This window comes from Micromonospora sp. NPDC002411, assembly GCF_053592955.1.
In genome coordinates this window covers 1-18,495 of the sequence record NZ_JBSFBM010000047.1, presented here as the reverse complement: position 1 = coordinate 18,495, position 18,495 = coordinate 1, and the positions used below count along the sequence as shown (strand labels likewise).

The 18,495-nt window shown below is 71.2% G+C and carries 14 protein-coding genes; 3 read left to right on the top strand and 11 right to left on the bottom strand.

What is annotated here, in order from left to right:
• The first annotated feature begins 82 nt into the window (after window positions 1–82).
• On the top strand, window positions 83–397 hold the full coding sequence (locus ACWCO3_RS08785; RefSeq protein ID WP_208745084.1) for an STAS domain-containing protein: 315 nt from the start codon (window positions 83–85) through the stop codon (window positions 395–397).
• A gap of 21 nt (window positions 398–418) precedes the next feature.
• On the opposite strand, the gene ACWCO3_RS08780 is transcribed toward ACWCO3_RS08785, so the two are convergent.
• From ACWCO3_RS08780 to ACWCO3_RS08755, 6 genes are all read right to left on the bottom strand, one after another.
• Window positions 419–4,078, bottom strand: coding sequence for a SpoIIE family protein phosphatase (locus ACWCO3_RS08780; protein WP_358162606.1), 3,660 nt, complete (start codon window positions 4,076–4,078; stop codon window positions 419–421).
• A 192-nt stretch (window positions 4,079–4,270) separates the two neighbouring features.
• Entirely contained in the window at window positions 4,271–4,822 is a 552-nt protein-coding gene (locus ACWCO3_RS08775; protein ID WP_357933715.1) for a pyridoxamine 5'-phosphate oxidase family protein, read from the bottom strand.
• Window positions 4,782–5,576 carry a gamma-glutamyl-gamma-aminobutyrate hydrolase family protein gene (locus ACWCO3_RS08770; RefSeq protein ID WP_450009232.1) on the bottom strand — a complete coding sequence of 265 codons (795 nt, stop codon included), beginning with the start codon at window positions 5,574–5,576 and terminating at the stop codon, window positions 4,782–4,784. Before ACWCO3_RS08770 ends, ACWCO3_RS08775 begins: the two co-directional genes overlap by 41 nt.
• A 55-nt stretch (window positions 5,577–5,631) precedes the next feature.
• Complete coding sequence (locus ACWCO3_RS08765) at window positions 5,632–6,405, bottom strand: 3-oxoacyl-ACP reductase (protein ID WP_145785023.1); 774 nt, start codon at window positions 6,403–6,405, stop codon at window positions 5,632–5,634.
• Window positions 6,405–7,760: an aldehyde dehydrogenase family protein gene (locus tag ACWCO3_RS08760; RefSeq protein WP_450009230.1), complete on the bottom strand. Its 1,356-nt coding sequence runs from the start codon at window positions 7,758–7,760 to the stop codon at window positions 6,405–6,407. Before ACWCO3_RS08760 ends, ACWCO3_RS08765 begins: the two co-directional genes overlap by 1 nt.
• Before the next feature lie 111 nt (window positions 7,761–7,871).
• A complete protein-coding gene (locus ACWCO3_RS08755; RefSeq protein WP_450009228.1) occupies window positions 7,872–9,236 on the bottom strand; it encodes a glutamine synthetase family protein in 1,365 nt (454 codons plus the stop codon).
• A 91-nt stretch (window positions 9,237–9,327) separates the two neighbouring features.
• Between ACWCO3_RS08755 and ACWCO3_RS08750 the strand changes: the two genes are divergently transcribed.
• The gene (locus tag ACWCO3_RS08750; RefSeq protein ID WP_450009226.1) at window positions 9,328–10,473 is read left to right on the top strand and encodes a PQQ-dependent sugar dehydrogenase; all 1,146 of its coding nucleotides are present in this window, start codon (window positions 9,328–9,330) and stop codon (window positions 10,471–10,473) included.
• 14 nt (window positions 10,474–10,487) lie between these two features.
• Here the strand turns inward: ACWCO3_RS08750 and ACWCO3_RS08745 are convergent, their stop codons facing one another.
• The 5 genes from ACWCO3_RS08745 to pcaF all read right to left on the bottom strand — a co-directional run bounded on the left by ACWCO3_RS08745 (window position 10,488) and on the right by pcaF (window position 17,356).
• Complete coding sequence (locus tag ACWCO3_RS08745; protein ID WP_145785027.1) at window positions 10,488–12,074, bottom strand: amino acid permease; 1,587 nt, start codon at window positions 12,072–12,074, stop codon at window positions 10,488–10,490.
• Window positions 12,075–12,441: 367 nt separating this feature from the next.
• Complete coding sequence (locus ACWCO3_RS08740) at window positions 12,442–12,942, bottom strand: DUF456 domain-containing protein (RefSeq protein WP_358075959.1); 501 nt, start codon at window positions 12,940–12,942, stop codon at window positions 12,442–12,444.
• A gap of 79 nt (window positions 12,943–13,021) precedes the next feature.
• Window positions 13,022–15,232: a putative bifunctional diguanylate cyclase/phosphodiesterase gene (locus ACWCO3_RS08735; protein WP_450009223.1), complete on the bottom strand. Its 2,211-nt coding sequence runs from the start codon at window positions 15,230–15,232 to the stop codon at window positions 13,022–13,024.
• 4 nt (window positions 15,233–15,236) lie between these two features.
• Window positions 15,237–16,049 carry an SAM-dependent methyltransferase gene (locus tag ACWCO3_RS08730; protein ID WP_357933698.1) on the bottom strand — a complete coding sequence of 271 codons (813 nt, stop codon included), beginning with the start codon at window positions 16,047–16,049 and terminating at the stop codon, window positions 15,237–15,239.
• Between the two features lie 101 nt (window positions 16,050–16,150).
• Window positions 16,151–17,356 (bottom strand): 3-oxoadipyl-CoA thiolase, encoded by a 1,206-nt coding sequence (gene pcaF / locus ACWCO3_RS08725; RefSeq protein WP_357933695.1) that lies wholly within the window; start codon window positions 17,354–17,356, stop codon window positions 16,151–16,153.
• 108 nt (window positions 17,357–17,464) lie between these two features.
• Here pcaF and ACWCO3_RS08720 point away from each other — a divergent pair, with 108 nt between their 5' ends.
• Complete coding sequence (locus ACWCO3_RS08720; RefSeq protein ID WP_145785032.1) at window positions 17,465–18,430, top strand: glutathione S-transferase family protein; 966 nt, start codon at window positions 17,465–17,467, stop codon at window positions 18,428–18,430.
• Window positions 18,431–18,495 lie beyond the last annotated feature (65 nt).

Below are 18,495 nucleotides of genomic sequence, written 5' to 3'. Positions count from 1 at the left end.
CGCCGGGAGCGCTGGTGACCCGCGCCACGGCTGCTGGGAGGAGGTTGTTGCCCTGCAAGTGTCGCTGTGCCATGGTGTCTGCGTGGATCAAGGGGGAGCACCACCTGTCTTCTCCGCCAGCGCGGAGATCGACGGTGACCACCTTCGCGTCGTGGTGGCCGGTGAGGTCGACATGGCGACCGCGGACACGATGCTCCAGACCGCGCTGCGCGAGCCCGCCGAGCGGATCACCCTCGACCTGCGCACTGTCACCTTCTTCGACTCGGCCGCCATCCACGCCCTGGTCCGGCTCGCCCAGCAGTTTCCGGGCACGCTCACCGTCCTGCCGTCCCGGCAGGTCCGTCGGGTGCTGGACATCTCCGGCCTGGGCGAGCAGACCTGGCTCAGCCCGACCTGAACGACCGCGCCGGGCGCGCGGTCAGTCCCGCAACTGCCGGCGCAGCGTCACCTCGGTGCCCTCGTCGGTACGCCGCACCGACAGGTCACCCAACGCCCTGATCAGGGCCAGACCACGCCCCCGGAACCCGGAGCCGGTCGACTCACGCCACTGCCCGCTGTCCCGCACGGTGGCCGTCACCGTCCTGTTCTCGATGGCCACCTCCACGCTGATCGTGGCCTCGGCGGGGTGGACCGGGTGTTCGATGGCGTTCGCGGCGGCCTCGGAGACCGCGACGGTCAGGTCGAACACGTCGGTCTCACCGACCTCGTGCGCGACCAAGAAGTCCTCCAGACGCTTACGCAGCACGCTCAGCCGGGTCGGGTCCGCCGGTAGCCGCAAGGCGAAGCGGTTCAGCTCCACCGCTTCGAGGGCGAGCACCGCCACGTCGTCACGGCGGGGCCGCCCGTCGACCCGCTCGACCACCGCGTCGATCAGGTCGGCCACGTGCTCGCTGGGGGTAGCCGCGTCCAGGCACAGTTGGGCCAGCGCGCCGTCGATGTCGAGTTGCCGGTCCTCGATCAGCCCGTCGGTGTAGAGCAGCAACCGACTGCCCGACGCCAACTCACCCTCGACCGCCTCGTACGTCGCGTCGGGGATGGCACCTACCGGCGGGCCGAGCGCGCGGACGTGCAGGAACGCCACGTCGGCTCCTCTGATCAGCAGTGGGGACGGGTGACCGGCACTGGCGTACCGCAGGCGGCTGGTACGCGGATCGAACACCAGACAGACCACCGTCGCGAAGGAACGGCGCTCGGTGGACCCGACCAGCCGGTTGAGCCGGGTCAGCGACTCGCCCGGGCCGTAGCCCTCCAGCAGGTACGCCCGCAGGGCGTTGCGCAGTTGCCCCATCGCGGCGGCGGCCTGGACGCCCTTGCCGACCACGTCGCCGATGACCAGCACCAGGTCGCCGTTGTCGAGGGCGATGGCGTCGTACCAATCACCGCCGACCTCGACGTCGGCGGTGCCGGGCAGGTAACGGCTGGCCAGCACCGCTCCAGGCAGCTGCGGCAGCGTTCGCGGCAGCAGGCTGTGTTGCAGGGTGGTGGCGATGCGGTGTTCGGCCTCGTAGAGCTGGGCGTTCTCCAACCGCACCCCGACCAGCCGGGCCAGCTGGGTCAGCGCGGCGTCGTCGGCCTGCGCGTCGTCGCCGGCGGGTCGCCAGACCCGCAGCTCGCCGAGAGTGTCACCGGCGGTGCCCGTCAGCTCGGTCACGAAGGACGGGTCCGCGGCGGCGGCGCCACCGCCGTCCGCCTCGGAGCGGACCCCGGCCGCGGTGATCACCACTCGGGCGGCCTCGGCGAGGCTGAGCGCGTGTCGGGCGGCGACCTGGAGCACGTCGCCGGTGGACCGGGCGGTGTTGACCGCCACCGCCGCGTCGGCCAGCGCCCGGAGCCGGCGGATGATCTGCCCGCGGAGCTGGCCCAGCTCGACGTTGGCCCGGACCCGGGCGATCAACTCCTGGCTGGCGAAGGGCTTGGTGAGGTAGTCGTCCGCGCCGGCGGAGAGACCGGCGACGGCCTCCGCGGCACCGGCCCGGGCGGAGAGCAGCACGATCGGCACATGCCGGGTACGCGGGTCCGCACGCAGCGCGCTCACCAGCCCGAACCCGTCCAGTCGGGGCATCATCACGTCGCTGAGCACCAGGTCGAACCCGCCGTCGCGGGCCAGCGGCAGCGCGGCCAGCCCGTCGTTCGCGGTGACCACCTCCCAGGTCGGGGAGAGCAGCCGCGTGACGTGCTCGCGCAGGTCCGCGTTGTCGTCGACGACCAGGATCCGGCCGGCCGGGGTGCCGTCGGTCGGCCGGCTGTCGTACTCGGGTGCCGGGCCGGTGCCGCTCCACAACGCGGTCTCCGCCACGAAAAGGCGGGCCTGCTCGGGCTCACCCGTCGGCTGGTGGCCGAACGTGACGACCCGGTCCGCCGGCAGGTGTTCCGCACCGGTCGGGATGGTCACCGTGAAGGTGCTGCCCTCGTCGACCTGGCTGGTCAACCCCACTTCGCCGCCGTGCATTTCGACCAGCTCCCGGACCAGCGCCAGGCCGATCCCGGTGCCCTCGTGGGTGCGTGCGCGCGCCCCGGGCACCCGGTGGAACCGCTCGAAGACGTGCGGAATCTCGTTCGGCACAATGCCGATGCCGGTGTCGGTCACCTCCAGCCGGGCCGCGCCGTCCAACGCCCGGACCTGCACCCGGATCTCGCCGTCGAAGGTGAACTTGACAGCGTTGGACACCAGGTTGAGGACGATCTTCTCCCACATGTCGCGGTCGACGAAGACCGGCGCCGGCAGCGGCGGGCAGTCCACCACCAGCCGCAATCCGGCCCGATCGGTGGCCGACCGGAAGGTGCTGGCCAGCCGGGCCGTGTAGCCGGCGAGGTCGGTGGGCTGGTAGCGGGCGGCGAGCCGACCGGACTCCAGTCGGGAGAAGTCCAGCACTGTGTTGACCAGCTTGAGCAGGCGCAACGCGTTGCGGTGCATCGTGGTGAGCCGCTCGGTCCCGGAGGCGGGTAGCGCCGGGTCGGCCAGCATGTCCTCCAGTGGGCCGAGCACCAGGGTCAGCGGGGTGCGGAACTCGTGGCTGACGTTGGCAAAGAAGTTGGTCTTCGCCCGGTCCAGTGCCGCCAACTCGGCGGCCCGGGCCCGTTCCTGCTCGTACGCACGCTGCGTGCCGACCGCACGGGAGATCTGCGCGGCGACCAGGTCGAGGAAGTTCCGGTAGTCGTCGCCGAGCGGTAGCTGACGGCCCACGCCGACGATCAGCGCGCCCACCGTCTGGTTGGTCGCCGTGAGCGGCAGTACGAGGGCCTGGTCGGCGGCGTCGACCGGCGGCGACTCGACCAGGTCGGCCACCTCGACCGTGGCGGGCGTGCCGTCGGCGGTCACCCGGGCCAGCACCTGCGCGACGGCGTCGACGGCCGGCGGGACGCTGCCGGTCGAGCCGGCCAGGGCGAGTTGACCGCTGGCGTCGGCCAGGTAGATCAGGGCGAGCGGCACGTCCGCCCGGTGCCGGCCGAGCACCTCGGCCGCGGTTCGGCCGAGCTCGGCGGCGCTGCCGATGTCGTTCAGCTCGGCGCCCAGTTCGGCCAGTGCCCGCAGCCGGCGCTCGCCGAGCACCCGTCCGGTGGTCTCGCTGACGATGCAGTAGACGCCACCGACCGAACCGTCGGCGCTGCGGATCGGGTCGTACGAGACGTTGAAGTAGGTCTGCTCGACGAAGCCGTGCCGGTCCAGCAGGAAGGGGTGATCCTCGCCACGGTAGGAGCGACCTGTGGTCCGGACGCCGTCGAGCAGCGGGCCGAGTACCGGCCAGGTCTCCGCCCAGGACGCGCGGGCCGGTTGGCCGATGGCGTACGGGTGCTTGGCACCGATGGTCGGCCGGTAGGCGTCGTTGTAGAAGGCGAGATGGTCGTCACCCCAGAACATGGCGATCGGCGCGCTGGAGGCGAGCATCATGCCGACCGCGTTGGACAGCGCGACAGGCCACTGACCAGGTGTGCCCAACGGGCCGGAGGACCAGTCGAAGGTCGCCAGCCGCTCGCCCAACTCACCACCGGCCGCGAACGCCGCGGCCAGCATCGGGGAGGTCTCGCTGCCGGACGCGGCAGGATGCCGTTCGTCCGCACCCCCCTGGGCCGAGCTCATGCAGCCTCCCGCTCCGGCCGACCCCGCGACCGTTGATCTTCTCCCGCCGTGCTCGGACTTGTACCCCAGCGGACCAGCAACGTAACGCATCACGACAGATGGACGCTGTTGACGTTCGTGCGAGCCGTCGGACACCGGACAGCGCGGGTGCGCCGCGGCGTCGAACGGCGGTGGTCGAAGCGCTCCGACCAGTCAGAAGACCGGCAGCCCGTCGATGCTTGCCGCGTTCTTGGTGGCCCGGTAGGCCACCAGATCCTCGGCCGTACGACGGGAGTGTGACGTGAGCAACAGATCACGCTCGGTGCGGAAGTCCATCAGGGGCACCGCGTAGCCGCAGGAGTCGCTGACCCGCTCCACCTCGACGGTGATCACCGCCCGGACGGCGTGCACGTCCGGAGGCGCCGGAAACTCGGCGAGCCGGTCGGCGAAGGTCTCCTCGGTCACGGCGACGCTGATGCCCCGGCCGTGCAGCCGGACGATCTTCGGCGGCCCGTCGAAGGCACAGAACATCAGCGTGATCCGGCCGTTGTCCCGCAGGTGGGCGATGGTCTCCGCCCCGCTGCCGTGATAGTCGAGGTAGGCCACCCGGTGCGGCCCGAGGATCACGAAGGTGCCCCGCATGCCCTTCGGCGAGACGTTGACGTGCCCCTCTGCGCCGGACGGCGCGGTGGCCACGAAGAAGAGCGGCTGAGCCGTGATGAAGTCACCCAGTCGACTGTCGATCTCCGGATAGACCTTGCCCATCCGTCGATCCTCCCACCGGTGACGCCACCGCACGGGGGCGACGAGCGTCACACCCGCTGTCGACCAGCCGCCCGGCGGCCCGCACCAGCGCGGTGATCGGCAGCGGGTCCGGCTCGTTCTCCGGATGCCACTGCACACCGAGCACGAACGGCAGGGCCGGATCCTCCACCGCTTCCACCACACCGTCCTCCGCCCAACCGGTGACCCACAGCCGGCCCGGGTCGGCGACCGCCTGGTGGTGGTAGGAGTTGACCCGGTCCACCCCGGCCAGCACCGTCGCCGCCAGACTTCCCGGCGCGAACCGCACCGGGTGGCTGCCGTAGACACCGGGCGCCGGGCGGTGCGCATCATGACCGACCACGTCGGGCAGGTGCTGGTGCAGGGTTCCGCCGTAGGCGACGGCGAGCAACTGCATGCCCCGGCACACGCCCAGCACCGGCATTTCGGCGGCGAGCGCGGCGGCCAACACTGTCAACTCGCCGGCGTCCCGGTCCGGCCGGTCCTCGGTACGCGGGTCGGGCCGCTGCCCGTACCGACCCGGACCGACGTCGGCGCCACCTGCCAACAGCAGTCCGTCCAGGACCGTCACCACGTCACCGTCCACGTCGTCCGGCGGCAGGACCACGGCCCGGCCGCCGGCGGTCGTCACCGCCCGCGCGTACGCCTCCGGCAGCAGAACGGCCGGTACGTCCCTCCACACCGCCCAACCGGCCGGCTCGACGTACGCGCTGATCCCGATCAGCGGCCTCCTCACAGCGCTGGCACCGTTCGCGACTGCGGGGCTCGCAAGACCGGCTCACTCCTCGCGCTCACAGAGGCGTGACGTACGCGCCGGTGATGCCGCCGTCGACCACGAACTGCGCGGCGGTCATGAACGAGGCGTCGTCGCTGGCCAGGAACGCCACCGCGGCGGCGATCTCCTCCGGTTGTCCGAACCGGCCCATCGGCACGTGCACGAGGCGGCGGGCGGCCCGCTCCGGATCGGCGGCGAACAACTCCAACAGCAGCGGGGTGGCCACCGGGCCCGGACAGAGCGCGTTGACCCGGATGCCCTCGCGGGCGAACTGCACACCCAGCTCCCGGGTCATCGCCAGCACCCCGCCCTTGCTCGCGGTGTACGCGATCTGCGACGTCGCCGCGCCCATCAGCGCCACGAAGGAGGCGGTGTTGATGATCGACCCCTTGCCCTGGCGACGCATGTGCGGGATCGCGTACTTGCAGCACAGGTAGACGCTCGTCGTGTTGACCCGGAGCACCCGCTCCCACGCGTCGAGGCCGGTGTCCAGGATGGAGTCGTCGTCGGGTGGGGAGATGCCGGCGTTGTTGAACGCGACGTCCACCCGGCCGTGCCGGTCGGCCACCCCGTCGAACAGGTCACGTACCGCCGACTCGTCGGCCACGTCGGTGTGGACGAACTCGCCGCCGCACTCCTCGGCCGCCTTCGTGCCGGCCGTCGTGTCGATGTCCACGCACACCACCCTGGCCCCCTCGGCGGCGAACCGCCGGACGGTGGCCAACCCGATGCCGCTGCCCGCGCCGGTGACCACTGCCACCCGGTCCTGCAACCGACCCTGCACCCGCATCACTCCTCTGTCGCGATGAACACGTTCTTGACGTCGGTGAAGGAGTGCAGCGCGTCCGGGCCCAGCTCACGGCCGAGCCCGGAACGCTTCATCCCACCAAACGGGGTCCAGTAGCGCACCGAGGAGTGCGAGTTGACACTGAGGTTGCCCGCCTCGACGGCGCGGGCCAGGCGCAGCGCCCGACCCACGTCCCGGGTCCAGATGGAGCCGGACAGGCCGTACTCGGTGTCGTTGGCGAGCCGGACCGCGTCGGCCTCGTCGTCGAAGGGCAGCACCGAGACCACCGGCCCGAAGATCTCCTCCCGCCAGTGCCGGTCGGCAGGTGAGTCGGCCAACAGCACAGTGGGCGCGTGCCAGAACCCGGGGCCGTCGGGGCAGGACCCGGTGAACGCGACCGTCGCGTCGGTCAGGTAGCCGGCGACCCGGTCCCGTTGGGTGGCGGAGATGAGCGGGCCCATCTCGGAGGTGTCCCGGGACGGGTCCTCGACCCGCACCGCGCGTACCGCTGGTTCGAGGAGCGCCAGGAACCGGTCGTACACCGGCCGTTGGACGAGGATCCGCGACCGTGCGCAGCAGTCCTGGCCGGCGTTGTCGAAGACCGCGCCCGGCGCGGTCGCGGCGGCGCGTTCCAGGTCCGCGTCGGCGAACACGATGTTCGCGCTCTTGCCCCCCAACTCCAGGGTGAGCCGCTTCACCTGGGCGGCGCAGCCGGCCATGATCCGGGTGCCGACCTCGGTCGAGCCGGTGAAGCAGATCTTGCGGACCGCCGGGTGGCTGACGAACCGCTCCCCCACCACAGCCCCCTCGCCCGGTACGACGGTGAACACGTCGTCGGGCAGGCCGGCCTCGCGGGCCAGCTCGGCCAGCCGCAGCGCGGTGAGCGGGGTCAGCTCGGCGGGTTTGAGCACCACTGTGTTGCCGGCGGCGAGGGCCGGCACGAATCCCCAGGCGGCGATCGGCATCGGGAAGTTCCACGGCACGATCACGCCGACCACGCCCAGCGGCTCGTGGAAGGTGACGTCCAGCCCACCCGGCACCGGGATCTGCCGCCCGGTCAACCGCTCCGGCGCCCCGGCGTAGTAGTCCAGGACGTCCCGCACGTTGCCGGCTTCCCACCGGGCGTTGCCGATGGTGTGCCCGGAGTTGCGGACCTCCAGCGCGGCCAACTCGTCCAGATGCGCGTCGACGACGGAGGCGAACCGCCGCAGCAACCGGGCCCGATCCCCCGGCCCGACCTTCCGCCATGTCTCGAAGGCGGCAGCCGCCCGCTCGACAGCCGCGTCCACCTCCCCCACCGAAGCCCCGGGAACCTCCCGAAACCCCACCCCGCTGGAGGGGTCAACCACGAGCGTCACAAGCCCCACCCCGCCCCCGCCTCGTCGATCATGGAGTTGTGGTGCCCCATCAAAGCCGCGATCCACCTCATACCGTCCACCACAACTCCATGATCGACGTCAACAGGGGTCTCACAGGCGTTCGAAGCCACGGGTCAGCTCCCAGTCCGTCACCGCGGCGTCGAAGGCAGCCAGCTCGACCCGCGCCTGGTTGGCGTAGTGGGCCACCACCTCCGCCCCGAACGCCTCCCGGGCCACCGTCGAACCCTCCCAGAGGGCCAGGGCGTCGCGCAGCGTGCCGGGGACCCGCTCGGCCTCCGGGTCGTCGTACGCGTTGCCGGTGCACTCGTCGCTCAGCTCCAGCTCCTGGTCGATGCCGTGCAGCGCGCCGGCGACCAGCCCGGCGATCGCCAGGTACGGGTTGACGTCGGCGCCGGGCACCCGGTTCTCCACCCGCATCCCCTGACCGTGGCCGACCACCCGCAGCGCGCACGTGCGGTTGTCCACCCCCCACCGCAGCGCCGTCGGGGCGAACGACCCCGGCTGGTAACGCTTGTAGGAGTTGATGTTCGGGGCGAAGAGCAGGCTGAACTCCCGCATGGTGGCCAACAGCCCGGCGAGCACCCGCTGCCCGGTCTCGCTCAGATGCGCTGGCCCGTCACCGAGCATCGCCGACGAGCCGGAGGAGTCGCGCAGCGAGAAGTGGATGTGGCAGGAGTTGCCCTCCCGCTCGTTCGGCTTGGCCATGAAGGTGATCGCCATGCCCTCCTGGGCGGCGATCTCCTTGGCGCCGTTCTTGTAGATCACGTGGTGGTCGGCGCAGGCCACCGCCTCGTCGTAGCGGAACGCGATCTCGTGCTGGCCGAGGTTGCACTCGCCCTTGGCGCTCTCCGGCGTCAGCCCGGCGGCGGCCATCTCGGTGCGGATCCGGCGCAGCAGCGGCTCCACCCGGGCTGTGCCGAGCAACGAGTAGTCCACGTTGTATTGATTCGCCGGGGTGAGGTCCCGGTAGCCCCGCCGCCAGGCGTCCTCGTACGAGTCGCGGAACAGCACGAACTCGAGCTCGGTGCCGGCGTACGCGGTCAGCCCGTGCTCGGCCAGCCGGTCCAGCTGGCGGCGCAGGATCTGCCGAGGCGAGGCGACCACGTCACCCGAGCCGTCGAGCCAGGTCAGGTCGGCCAGCAGCATCGCGGAGCCGGGTTGCCAGGGGACCCGGCGCAACGTGCCGAAGTCCGGCACCATCGCGAAGTCGCCGTAGCCGCGCTCCCAGCTCGACATCGCGTACCCGTCGACGGTGTTCATGTCGACGTCCACGGCGAGCAGGTAGTTGCAGCCCTCGCTGCCGTTGGCCACCACCTGGTCGAGGAAGAACGGCGCGTGGAACCGTTTGCCCTGCAAGCGGCCCTGCATGTCGACCAGGGCCAACACCACGGTGTCTATCTCGCCGGCCTCGACGGCGACCCGCAACTCTTCCAGCGTCAATGGCGTTCTGCTCATTAGCGGGCCTCCATCACCAAGGTCTACTGGCAATCCGGATCACCGTCAATGCCCCCGGCCCGGTCGGCGGCAAACCACGCGAGGAGCTGTCATGCGTCTGCGAGCAATCACGGCCGTCGCCGCCCTCGTCACCGCGCTGGGCACGACGGTGCACGCCGAGGCGGAGATGCGTCCGGCACCCGGGTCGGTCGTCACACTGGGTGCCGGCGGTTTCGACTTCGCCGACCCGGAGGTCGTCGCGACGGGGCTCGACGTGTCCTGGGGGCTCGACTTCCTCCCCGACGGCAGCGCTCTGGTGGCACAGCGCGACCTGGGCACCGTGTTGCGGATCCGACCGGGGCAGCCGCCCGTACAGGTCGCCCAGATCCCCGGGGTGGTCGCCGGCGGCGAGGCGGGGCTGCTCGGCCTGGCCGTCTCCCCGCGCTACCGGCTGGACCGGTGGGTCTACGTCTGCTTCACCACCGCCTCCGACATCCGGATCACGCGGTTCCGCCTCAATGCGCCGCAGACCCAGCAGGTGATCATCAGTGGCATCGCTCGGGCATCGTTCCACGACGGTGGTCGGATCGCCTTCGGCCCGGACGGGCTGCTCTACGCCGGCATCGGTGACGCCGGTGTCCCCGCCAACGCGCAGCGACTGTCCAGCCGCAATGGCAAGATCCTGCGGATCCGGCCGAACGGTGCCATCCCGGCGGACAACCCGTTCCCTGGCTCGCCGGTCTACAGCTACGGGCACCGCAACGTACAGGGGCTGGCCTGGGATCCACGCGGGCGCCTGTTCGCCACCGAGTTCGGTCAGAACACCTGGGACGAGGTCAACGTCATCGTCCGGGGCGGCAACTACGGCTGGCCGATCGTGGAGGGCCCGAGCACCGACCCCCGGTTCCGCGCGCCGGTGGTGGTCTGGCCCCCGGCACAGGCGTCGCCGAGTGGCGCCACCTTCGCCAACGGCACGTTGTTCGTCGCCGCGCTGCGCGGGGCCCGGCTGTGGACCATTCCGGTCAGCGCCACTGGCACGGTTGGCACTCCGGTCGCCGAGCTGGTGGGTGCCTACGGCCGGCTTCGTACCGTGGAGTTGGCCCCGGACGGCTCCCTCTGGGTGGCCACCAGCAATCGTGACGGCAATGGCGCGCCGGTACCCACGGACGACCGCATCCTGCGCTTCACGACCGGCGAGCGGCAGCCGCCGCCCGCCGGTCGTGCCGGATCCCACGCCGCCGTCCCCGCGCAGCCCTGATCCGGGTAGCCGGATCAGCCTGGCCCGTCGACCGCCGCCGACCGTCGTTCGTCCGCCGGGTCCTCGACGGTACGCACCGGACCGGTGAACCATTTGCGGGCCGAGGCGTACCACCAGACGGCGACCACCAGCAGTACCCCGCCGACGGCGAGCGGCGCGTAGTTCACCGCCGACCAGGTGAACCCGTCGTTGCCGGGCACCCCGGCGGGCACGATCGGCAGCACGAAGTAGACAGCGATGACCGCGATCTCGATGACCGCGATCCAGCCGAGCAGCTTGTACTTCCGCCCCAGCGTCCACGGGCCGGGGACGAACCGGTCACCCATCCGCAGCCGCAGGGCGATCGGGATGAGGAAGGACAGGTAGAGCCCAAGCACCGCGACGGACACCACCGCGTAGAACGCGACCGGAATGCCGGCCGAGCTCTCGTACAGCGCCGGCAGGGTCAGCACCAGGCCGGCCAGTGTGGCGCCGATGATCGCGTTGACCGGGGTGCCGTTGCGGTCGACAGTCGACCAGAGCCGCCAACCGGGCACCGCACGGTCCCGGCTGAACGCGTAGGCCATCCGGCTCATCGAGGTCACGCAACTCATGCCGCAGAAGAACTGGCCGATGGTCGAGATGATGATGACGATCTTGAAGAAGACCGGAGTCAGAGCGGATTCGAAGATCGCGCCGGAGAAGCCGCCCGCGGCGTTGACCGCCTCCACGTCGGTGGCTGCGAAGAGGAACGCCAGCAGCAGGATCCAGCCGCCGACCGCCGAATAGAAGATCGACTGCCAGAGCCCGCGCGCGGCGGCCTGCGAAGCGCCACGGGTCTCCTCGGAGACGTGCGCGCAGGCGTCGAAACCGGTGATCGTGTACTGGGTCAGCAGGAAGCCCAGCGGCAGCACGTAGAACCAGAACGTCAACCCGCCGACGTCCCCGTCACCGAAGCCGGAGTTGTTGAAGCGCTCGGTGAACACGAACTGGAAGCTCTGGTGGTCGTCCGGGACGAAGACCAGGATGGCCACCACGACGGCCGCGCCGGCCACGTGCCACCAGACCGAGACGTTCTGGAGTACGTCGATGATCCGGTGCCCGAAGATGTTGATCAGGCCGTGCAGCACCAGGATGATCACGAAGAGGACGAACGCCTGGCGCAGCGTCCCGGCCCACCCGTCGAAGAGCGCCGACAGGGTCAGGTTGAGGAACGTCGCGCAGCCGTAGTCCACCGAGGCGGTGACCGCCACCAGGCCGATCAGGTTCAACCAGCCGGTGAACCAGCCGTGCACCGGGCGGCCCATGGTGGCAGCCCACCAGTAGATCCCGCCCGCTGTCGGGTACGCCGACACCAGCTCCGCCATGCAGAAGCCGATGATGAGGATGAACAGCGAGATCAGCGGCCAGCCCCAGGAGATGGCGACCGGCCCGCCGTTGTTCCACGCCTGGCCGAAGGTGGTGAAGCAGCCGGCCAGGATGGAGATGATCGAGAACGAGATGGCGAAGTTGGAGAAGCCGCTCCACTTGCGGCGCAGCTCCTGTTTGTAGCCGAGTTCGGCGAGCCGTCGGGCATCGTCGTCCATCGGTTGCTCGGCGGTTGGCACGGGGGTCGTTGCCACTGCACACCTCCCTGAGGTGGTTCCGCGTGCGAGTGGGCAAAGTGTGATCCCGGCCGATCAAGACGGTCAATACATGGTCGGTGGGAATGTCACCGCCATCGGGCTAAATGCGTTGCCGTCCAGCCATCCCGACGCGCATCCTTGACCCCGTGACCAGGCCCGATCAGGGCCGACCCCGGGCACTCGGACCGCCCGGACCCCGGAGGCGCGGGGCACACCTCTCTCTCACGTACGGCCTCCCGCCGTACCCGAAAAGTGCCCCGCGCCCCTCTCCCGCCCCCTCTCTCCGGCGTGATCAAGAGGTTTGCGTCAGATTTCGGGCTCTGCCTGACGCAAACCTCTTGATCAACACGGTGAGGGTGGGGTTCTAGGTCAGGAGGAGGCCGGCTACCCAGAGGGCGGCGATGATCACGCCGGCCAGGAACTCCACGAGCATCGAAAGGCCGGCGGCCTTGAGCGCCTGCACTGTGGACGGCCAGGCGAGGCGGTTGCTGCCCAGTCGGAGGCGTTCCGCCGCCCACACCCCGGCGACGAAGCCGAGCACCAACCCGACGACCGGCACCACGAAGAACCCGATGATGCCGAGCACCGCGCCGGCGACCAGCGTGGACGTCGGCACACCCGAGTTCTTCAGGTTCCGGCCGGGCCACGCGTACTTGATCACGACGCCACCCGCGGCGGCCACCGTTGCAGCGGCGAACACCGCCCAGCCAGTCATGCCCGCGCCACCGAAGATCGCCCAGAGCAGCACGCCACCCCAGCACAGCGGCAACGCCGGCAGGCCAGGCACCACCACGCCAGCCAAACCGGCCAGGATGGCCAACCCGGCCACCACTGTCACCGCCGTCTGCGAGTCGGTCAGGTCCACGCAGTCACCTTGCCCTGCCGCCGGTCAGCCCGCAACGTTCACCCACGCGCTCACACCAGCACTCCGCTCCTACGCTCGCTCACGCCGCCACATCGCCACGCAGCCGGGCGGTGATCACACCGGCCGGGGCCGGGGCGCCGAAGAACCGGCCCTGCCCGGTGTCACAGCGCAGCGCCCGCAACCGTTCCGCCTGCTCCCCGGTCTCGACCGCCTCGGCGGTCACCCACAACTCCAACGCGTGCGCCAACCGGACCAGCGCGTCGACGATGCGTTCGTCGCGGTGGTCGGCAGCATTGTCGGCGCGGATGCCCTCGACGAACGGCCCGGCGAGTTTCAGGCAGTGGATCGGCAGCCGCCGCAGGTACGCGAGGTTGGAGTACCCGGTGCCGAAGTCGTCCACGGCCAGCCGGACACCCAGCGCGGCGAGCCGGTACAGGCTGCGCAACGGCTCGTCGGCGCTGCCCATCACCGCACTCTCGGTCAGTTCCAGTTGGAGCAGGTCCGCGGGCAGTCCGCTGGTGTGCAGGGCGTCCGCCACGGTCTCCACGATCGTCGGGTCGTCGGCCTGTCGCGCGGCCAGGTTGACGCTGACCACCAGCCGGGCGTCGGGGAACTCCCGCCACCACCGCTCAGCGTCGTGACAGGCCTGCCGGAGCACCCACTCCCCGAGTCGGACGATCAAGCCGGTCTCCTCGGCCAGGCCGATGAACCGGTCCGGTCCGATCAGGCCCAGCTCCGGGTGCTCCCAGCGGACCAGCGCCTCCACCGCGAGCATGCTGCCCTCCAGCAGCGACACGATCGGTTGGTAGTGCAGGACGAACTCACCCCGGTCCAGCGCGGCGGGCAGCCCGGCGACCAGCGCCGACCGGGCGATGTCCCGGGCGCTGCGCTCCGGGTCGTAGACCGCCCATTGGCCCCGGCCCGCCGCCTTCGCCCAGTAGAGCGTGGTGTCCGCGGCCTTCATCAGCTCCGACGGGCTGGTCTCCTCCGCCGGGCACTGCACGATGCCCACGCTGGCGGAGACGGCCAACTGGTGGTCGCCGACGTGCACCGGGGCCGCGACGGCGGACAGCGCCGCCTCCGCGACGGCCACCGCGTCGTCGACGTCGTCTCCTCCGTCGACGAGGATCACGAACTCGTCGCCACCCATCCGGGCGACCAGGTGGCCGTGGTCGGCCACGCACGCGTTCAACCGCCGGCCGATCATCACCAGCAGCTGGTCACCGAGGTCGTGACCGAGGCTGTCGTTGATCGCCTTGAAGCCGTCCAGGTCGAGGAAGCACACCCCTACCCGCTGCCCGGTTCCCGCGCCGTCGAGGACCCGACCCAGCGTCTCGAAGAACAACGTCCGGTTGGGCAACCCGGTCAGTGGGTCGTGCAGCGCCTGGAAACGCAGCCGCTGCTGGAGTTCGTAGCGCTGGGTGATGTCCTCGATCATCGCAACGGTGTAGCGGGGCCTACCGTCGTCGTGGCGGATCAGCGAGACGGCCAGGTCGGTCCAGACCATGCTGCCGTCCTTGCGGTGGTAACGCTTCTCCACCCGGGCGGATTCATGCTTGCCCTCGACCAGCTCCTGGTACAGCTCCCACATGCCGACGGCGTCGTCGGCGTGGAACAACGACGCCACGTTGGTCTCGCACAGCTCCTCGATCGAGTAGCCGAGCATGTCGGCGAATGCCTGGTTGACATCGACGATCCGGCCGTCGACGTCGGCGATGCCGATCCCGATCGCGGCACCGGTGAAGACGGCCCGAAAACGCGCCTCGCTGTCGCGCAGCGCCTGCTCGACCTCGTCGCGGGCCTGCCAGGCCGAACGGGCGATCCGCTCCTGCTGGCTGAACGTGCGGTCGCGGAGCGCCCGGGCGAATCCGGCGGCCAGCCCGCCCTGCAACGCCGCCATCCGGTCGGCGAGGTCCGCCGGCCGGTCGCTGGCCGCCAGCACCCGGCGCGGGAAGTCCGCACCGAGGGCGTGCACCGTCCAGTCCAGGGCCTGCGGCTCGGTCAGGTGCGCCTCCACCAGCGCCGCGCCGACCTCCTCGGCGGGGCGGGCGGTGAACGGCTCCGCCCGTACCGCCTGCGCCAGCCGGACCGTGTGCACCAGCAGCAGCCGCTCGGTCTCGGCCGCGCTGAGCGGCACGAAACCGAGGCGGCGTACCGCGCGGGCCCAGTCGGCGGCGTACCCCTGGGCGTCGGCCCGGCCGGCATCGACCCCGGCGGGGTCCCGGCCGGCATCGACCCCGGCGGGGTCCCGGCCGGCATGAACCCCGGCGGGATCCGGGACGGCGGCCATGGGATCAGCCGGCGGGCTGGTCGTACCGGGCGACGCCACCGAAGGCGCCGAACCGCTCCGGGTGCTCGTCCACGTCGGACGGTGAGTCGGGACGCCAGAGCGGCATGTGCACCACGCCCGGCTCCAGGACGGTCCAGTCGCCGAAGAAGCCGGTCACCTGGGCGCGGGAGCGCAGGGTGATCTCGGTGTCCGTTCGGGCGGAGAGTCGCTGGGCGTCCAGCATCTCCTGTGGCTGGTCCTCGAATGTGGAGTGCGAGAGGACCAGGAAGCTGCCCGGTGCGGCGGCGGCCCGCAGGGTGGCCAGGATCTCCTCGGGCCCGTCGCTGTCGGGGATGAAGTGCACCACCCCGGCCAGCAGGATGCCCATCGGTCGACTGAAGTCGATCAGCCCGAGCTGCCGGGTCTCGGCGAGGATGCGCTCCGGCTCGCGCAGGTCGGCGTGGATGACCCCGGTCAGCTCGTTGCCCGCGAGCAACTCCCGGCTGTGGGCGACCGCGACCGGGTCGATGTCGACGTACACCACCCGGGCCTTGGGGTTGACCCCCTGGGCCACCTCGTGCACGTTGCCGACGGTGGGAATTCCGGAGCCGATGTCGAGGAACTGGTCGATGCCGGCGTCGAGCAGCACCCGGACGGCCCGGCGCAGGAACTCACGGCCGGACCGCATGGTGGCGGCGAGGTTCGGGGTCATGCTCGCGATCTGTTCGGCCAACTGCCGGTCGATCTCGAAGTTGTGCGCCCCGCCAAGGAAGTAGTCGTACACCCGGGCCGCACTCGGCCTGGTCAGATCGATCTCGGTCGGCAGTCCGTCGGGCATCAGTGTGCTCCCCAGTTCGTCGCCGCGGCGCGGGACGGCACCGGCGTCGACGGACGTGCGCGACCACCGGCAGACCCGCGGGTCGTGTGGTGTGGACCACTCTAGGCGGCTGACTCCAGCAACAGCGAGATGCCTTGACCGACGCCGATGCACATGGTGGCCAGAGCCCGGCGACCGCCGCGACGACGCAACTCCAGGGCGGCGGTCAGCGCCAGGCGCGCACCGCTGGCCCCGAGCGGGTGCCCCAGCGCGATCGCGCCGCCGTTCGGGTTGACGTGTTCGGCGTCCACGGGTAGCCCCAGCTCCCGCAGCACCGCCACGGACTGGGCGGCGAACGCCTCGTTCAGCTCCACCACGTCCACCGCGCCCACCTCGACGCCGACCCGGTCGAGCAGCTTGCGGGTCGCCGGCACCGGGCCGATGCCCATGATCCGGGGCGGTACGCCGGCCGCCGCCGCGCCGCTGACCCGGGCCAGTGGCGTCAGGCCGTACCGCTGCACCGCCGCCTCGCTGGCGACCAGCAGAGCGACAGCTCCGTCGTTGACGCCCGACGAGTTGCCGGCGGTCACCGTGCCGCCGTCGCGGAACGGGGTCGGCAGCGCCGCGAGCTTGTCCAGCGAGGTCTCGCGGGGGTGCTCGTCGACAGCGACCAGCCGGGTCTCCCGACGGCCGGCGGGCACGGACACCGCCACAATCTCCTCGGCGAACCGGCCGTCGGCCTGCGCCTTGGCGGCGCGCTGCTGCGAGCGGTACGCGAAGGCGTCCTGCTCGGCCCGGCTGACGCCGTACTCGGCGGCGACGTTCTCCGCCGTCTCCGGCATCGAGTCGACGCCCCAGCCGTCGCGCATCAGCGGGTTCACCAACCGCCAACCCAGGGTGGTGTCGTACACCTCGGCCGACCGGGAGTACGCCGACGTCGCCTTCGGCATGACGAACGGCGCACGGCTCATGCTCTCCACCCCGCCGGCGATCACCATCTCGGCGTCGCCGGCGACGATGGACCGGGCGGCGGTGGCGAGGGCGTCCAGACCGGAGCCGCAGAGCCGGTTGACGGTGCTGCCCGGCACCTCCTCGGGCAGGCCGGCCAGCAGCGCCGCCATCCGGGCGACGTTGCGGTTGTCCTCGCCGGCCTGGTTGGCGCAGCCGAGCACGACGTCGTCCACCCGCGCCCAGTCCACCGAGGGGTGCCGGGCGACCAGCTCGCGGATCACGTGCGCGGCCAGGTCGTCGGGGCGGACGCCGGCCAGCGCGCCGGCGTACCGGCCGATCGGGGTACGAACACCGGCCACCAGGTATGCCACTGTCATCGCGAGTCCTTCGGGGGTGCAGACGGCGGGGGGTGGGGGCACGCCCACCGGGTCGCGGGGGCTACCGGGCGCCAGGATATCCGCGCCGGCAGCGGATAGGTTGACGGCATGGCCCGGGCCCAGTTCAGCGCAGAGACCAGCGGCGGCGGCGCGTTCGTCCGTCAGCCCAACCGATTCACCGGGCGGGTCACCGCCGACTCGACCTCGCCGCCCGGCGGCGGTCCGGACGAGCAGGACCGCTGGCCGCTGGAGGCCGGCCGGTACCGGCTGATCTGGTGCCGGGCCTGCCCGTGGGCGCACCGGGCGAGGATCGTGCGCGGCCTGCTCGGGCTGGACGACGCGATCTCGCTGGGCACCGTCGACCCGATCCGGGACGAGCGGGGCTGGGCGTTCGCCCTCGACCCGGACGGCTTCGACCCGGTCCTCGGCGTGAGCTTCCTGTCCGAGGCGTACCTGGCCACCGACCCGGACTACACCGGCCGGGTGACGGTGCCGGCGCTGGTGGACACCCTGACCGGCCGGGTCGTCACCAACGACTATCCGCAGCTCACCCTCGACTTCTCGACGGAGTGGCGGTCGCTGCACCGTGCGGGGGCGCCGGACCTCTACCCGGAGGAACTGCGTCCCGAGATGGACGCGCTGATGGCCGAAATCCACACCGACGTCAACAACGGCGTCTACCGGTGCGGGTTCGCCACCTCCCAGGAGGCGTACGACGAGGCGTTCCGGGCTCTCTTCGCCCGACTGGACGTCCTCTCCGAACGCCTGGCCGGGCAGCGCTACCTGATGGGCGACGCGATCACCGAGGCCGACGTGCGGCTGTTCACCACGCTGGTCCGCTTCGACGCCGCGTACCACGGGCACTTCAAGTGCAACCGCGGCAAGCTGACCGAGATGCCGGTGCTGTGGGCGTACGCACGGGACCTGTTCCAGACCCCGGGCTTCGGCGAGACGGTCGACTTCGACCACATCAAGCGGCACTACTACGCCACCCATCGGGAGATCAACCCGACCGGAATTGTGCCGCTCGGGCCGGACGAGTCCGGCTGGGGCACGCCGCACGGGCGTGGTTGATCTCCCGATGGGTGGCGTAGTAGTGCCGCTTGATGTGGTCGAAGTCGACCGTCTCGCCGAAGCCC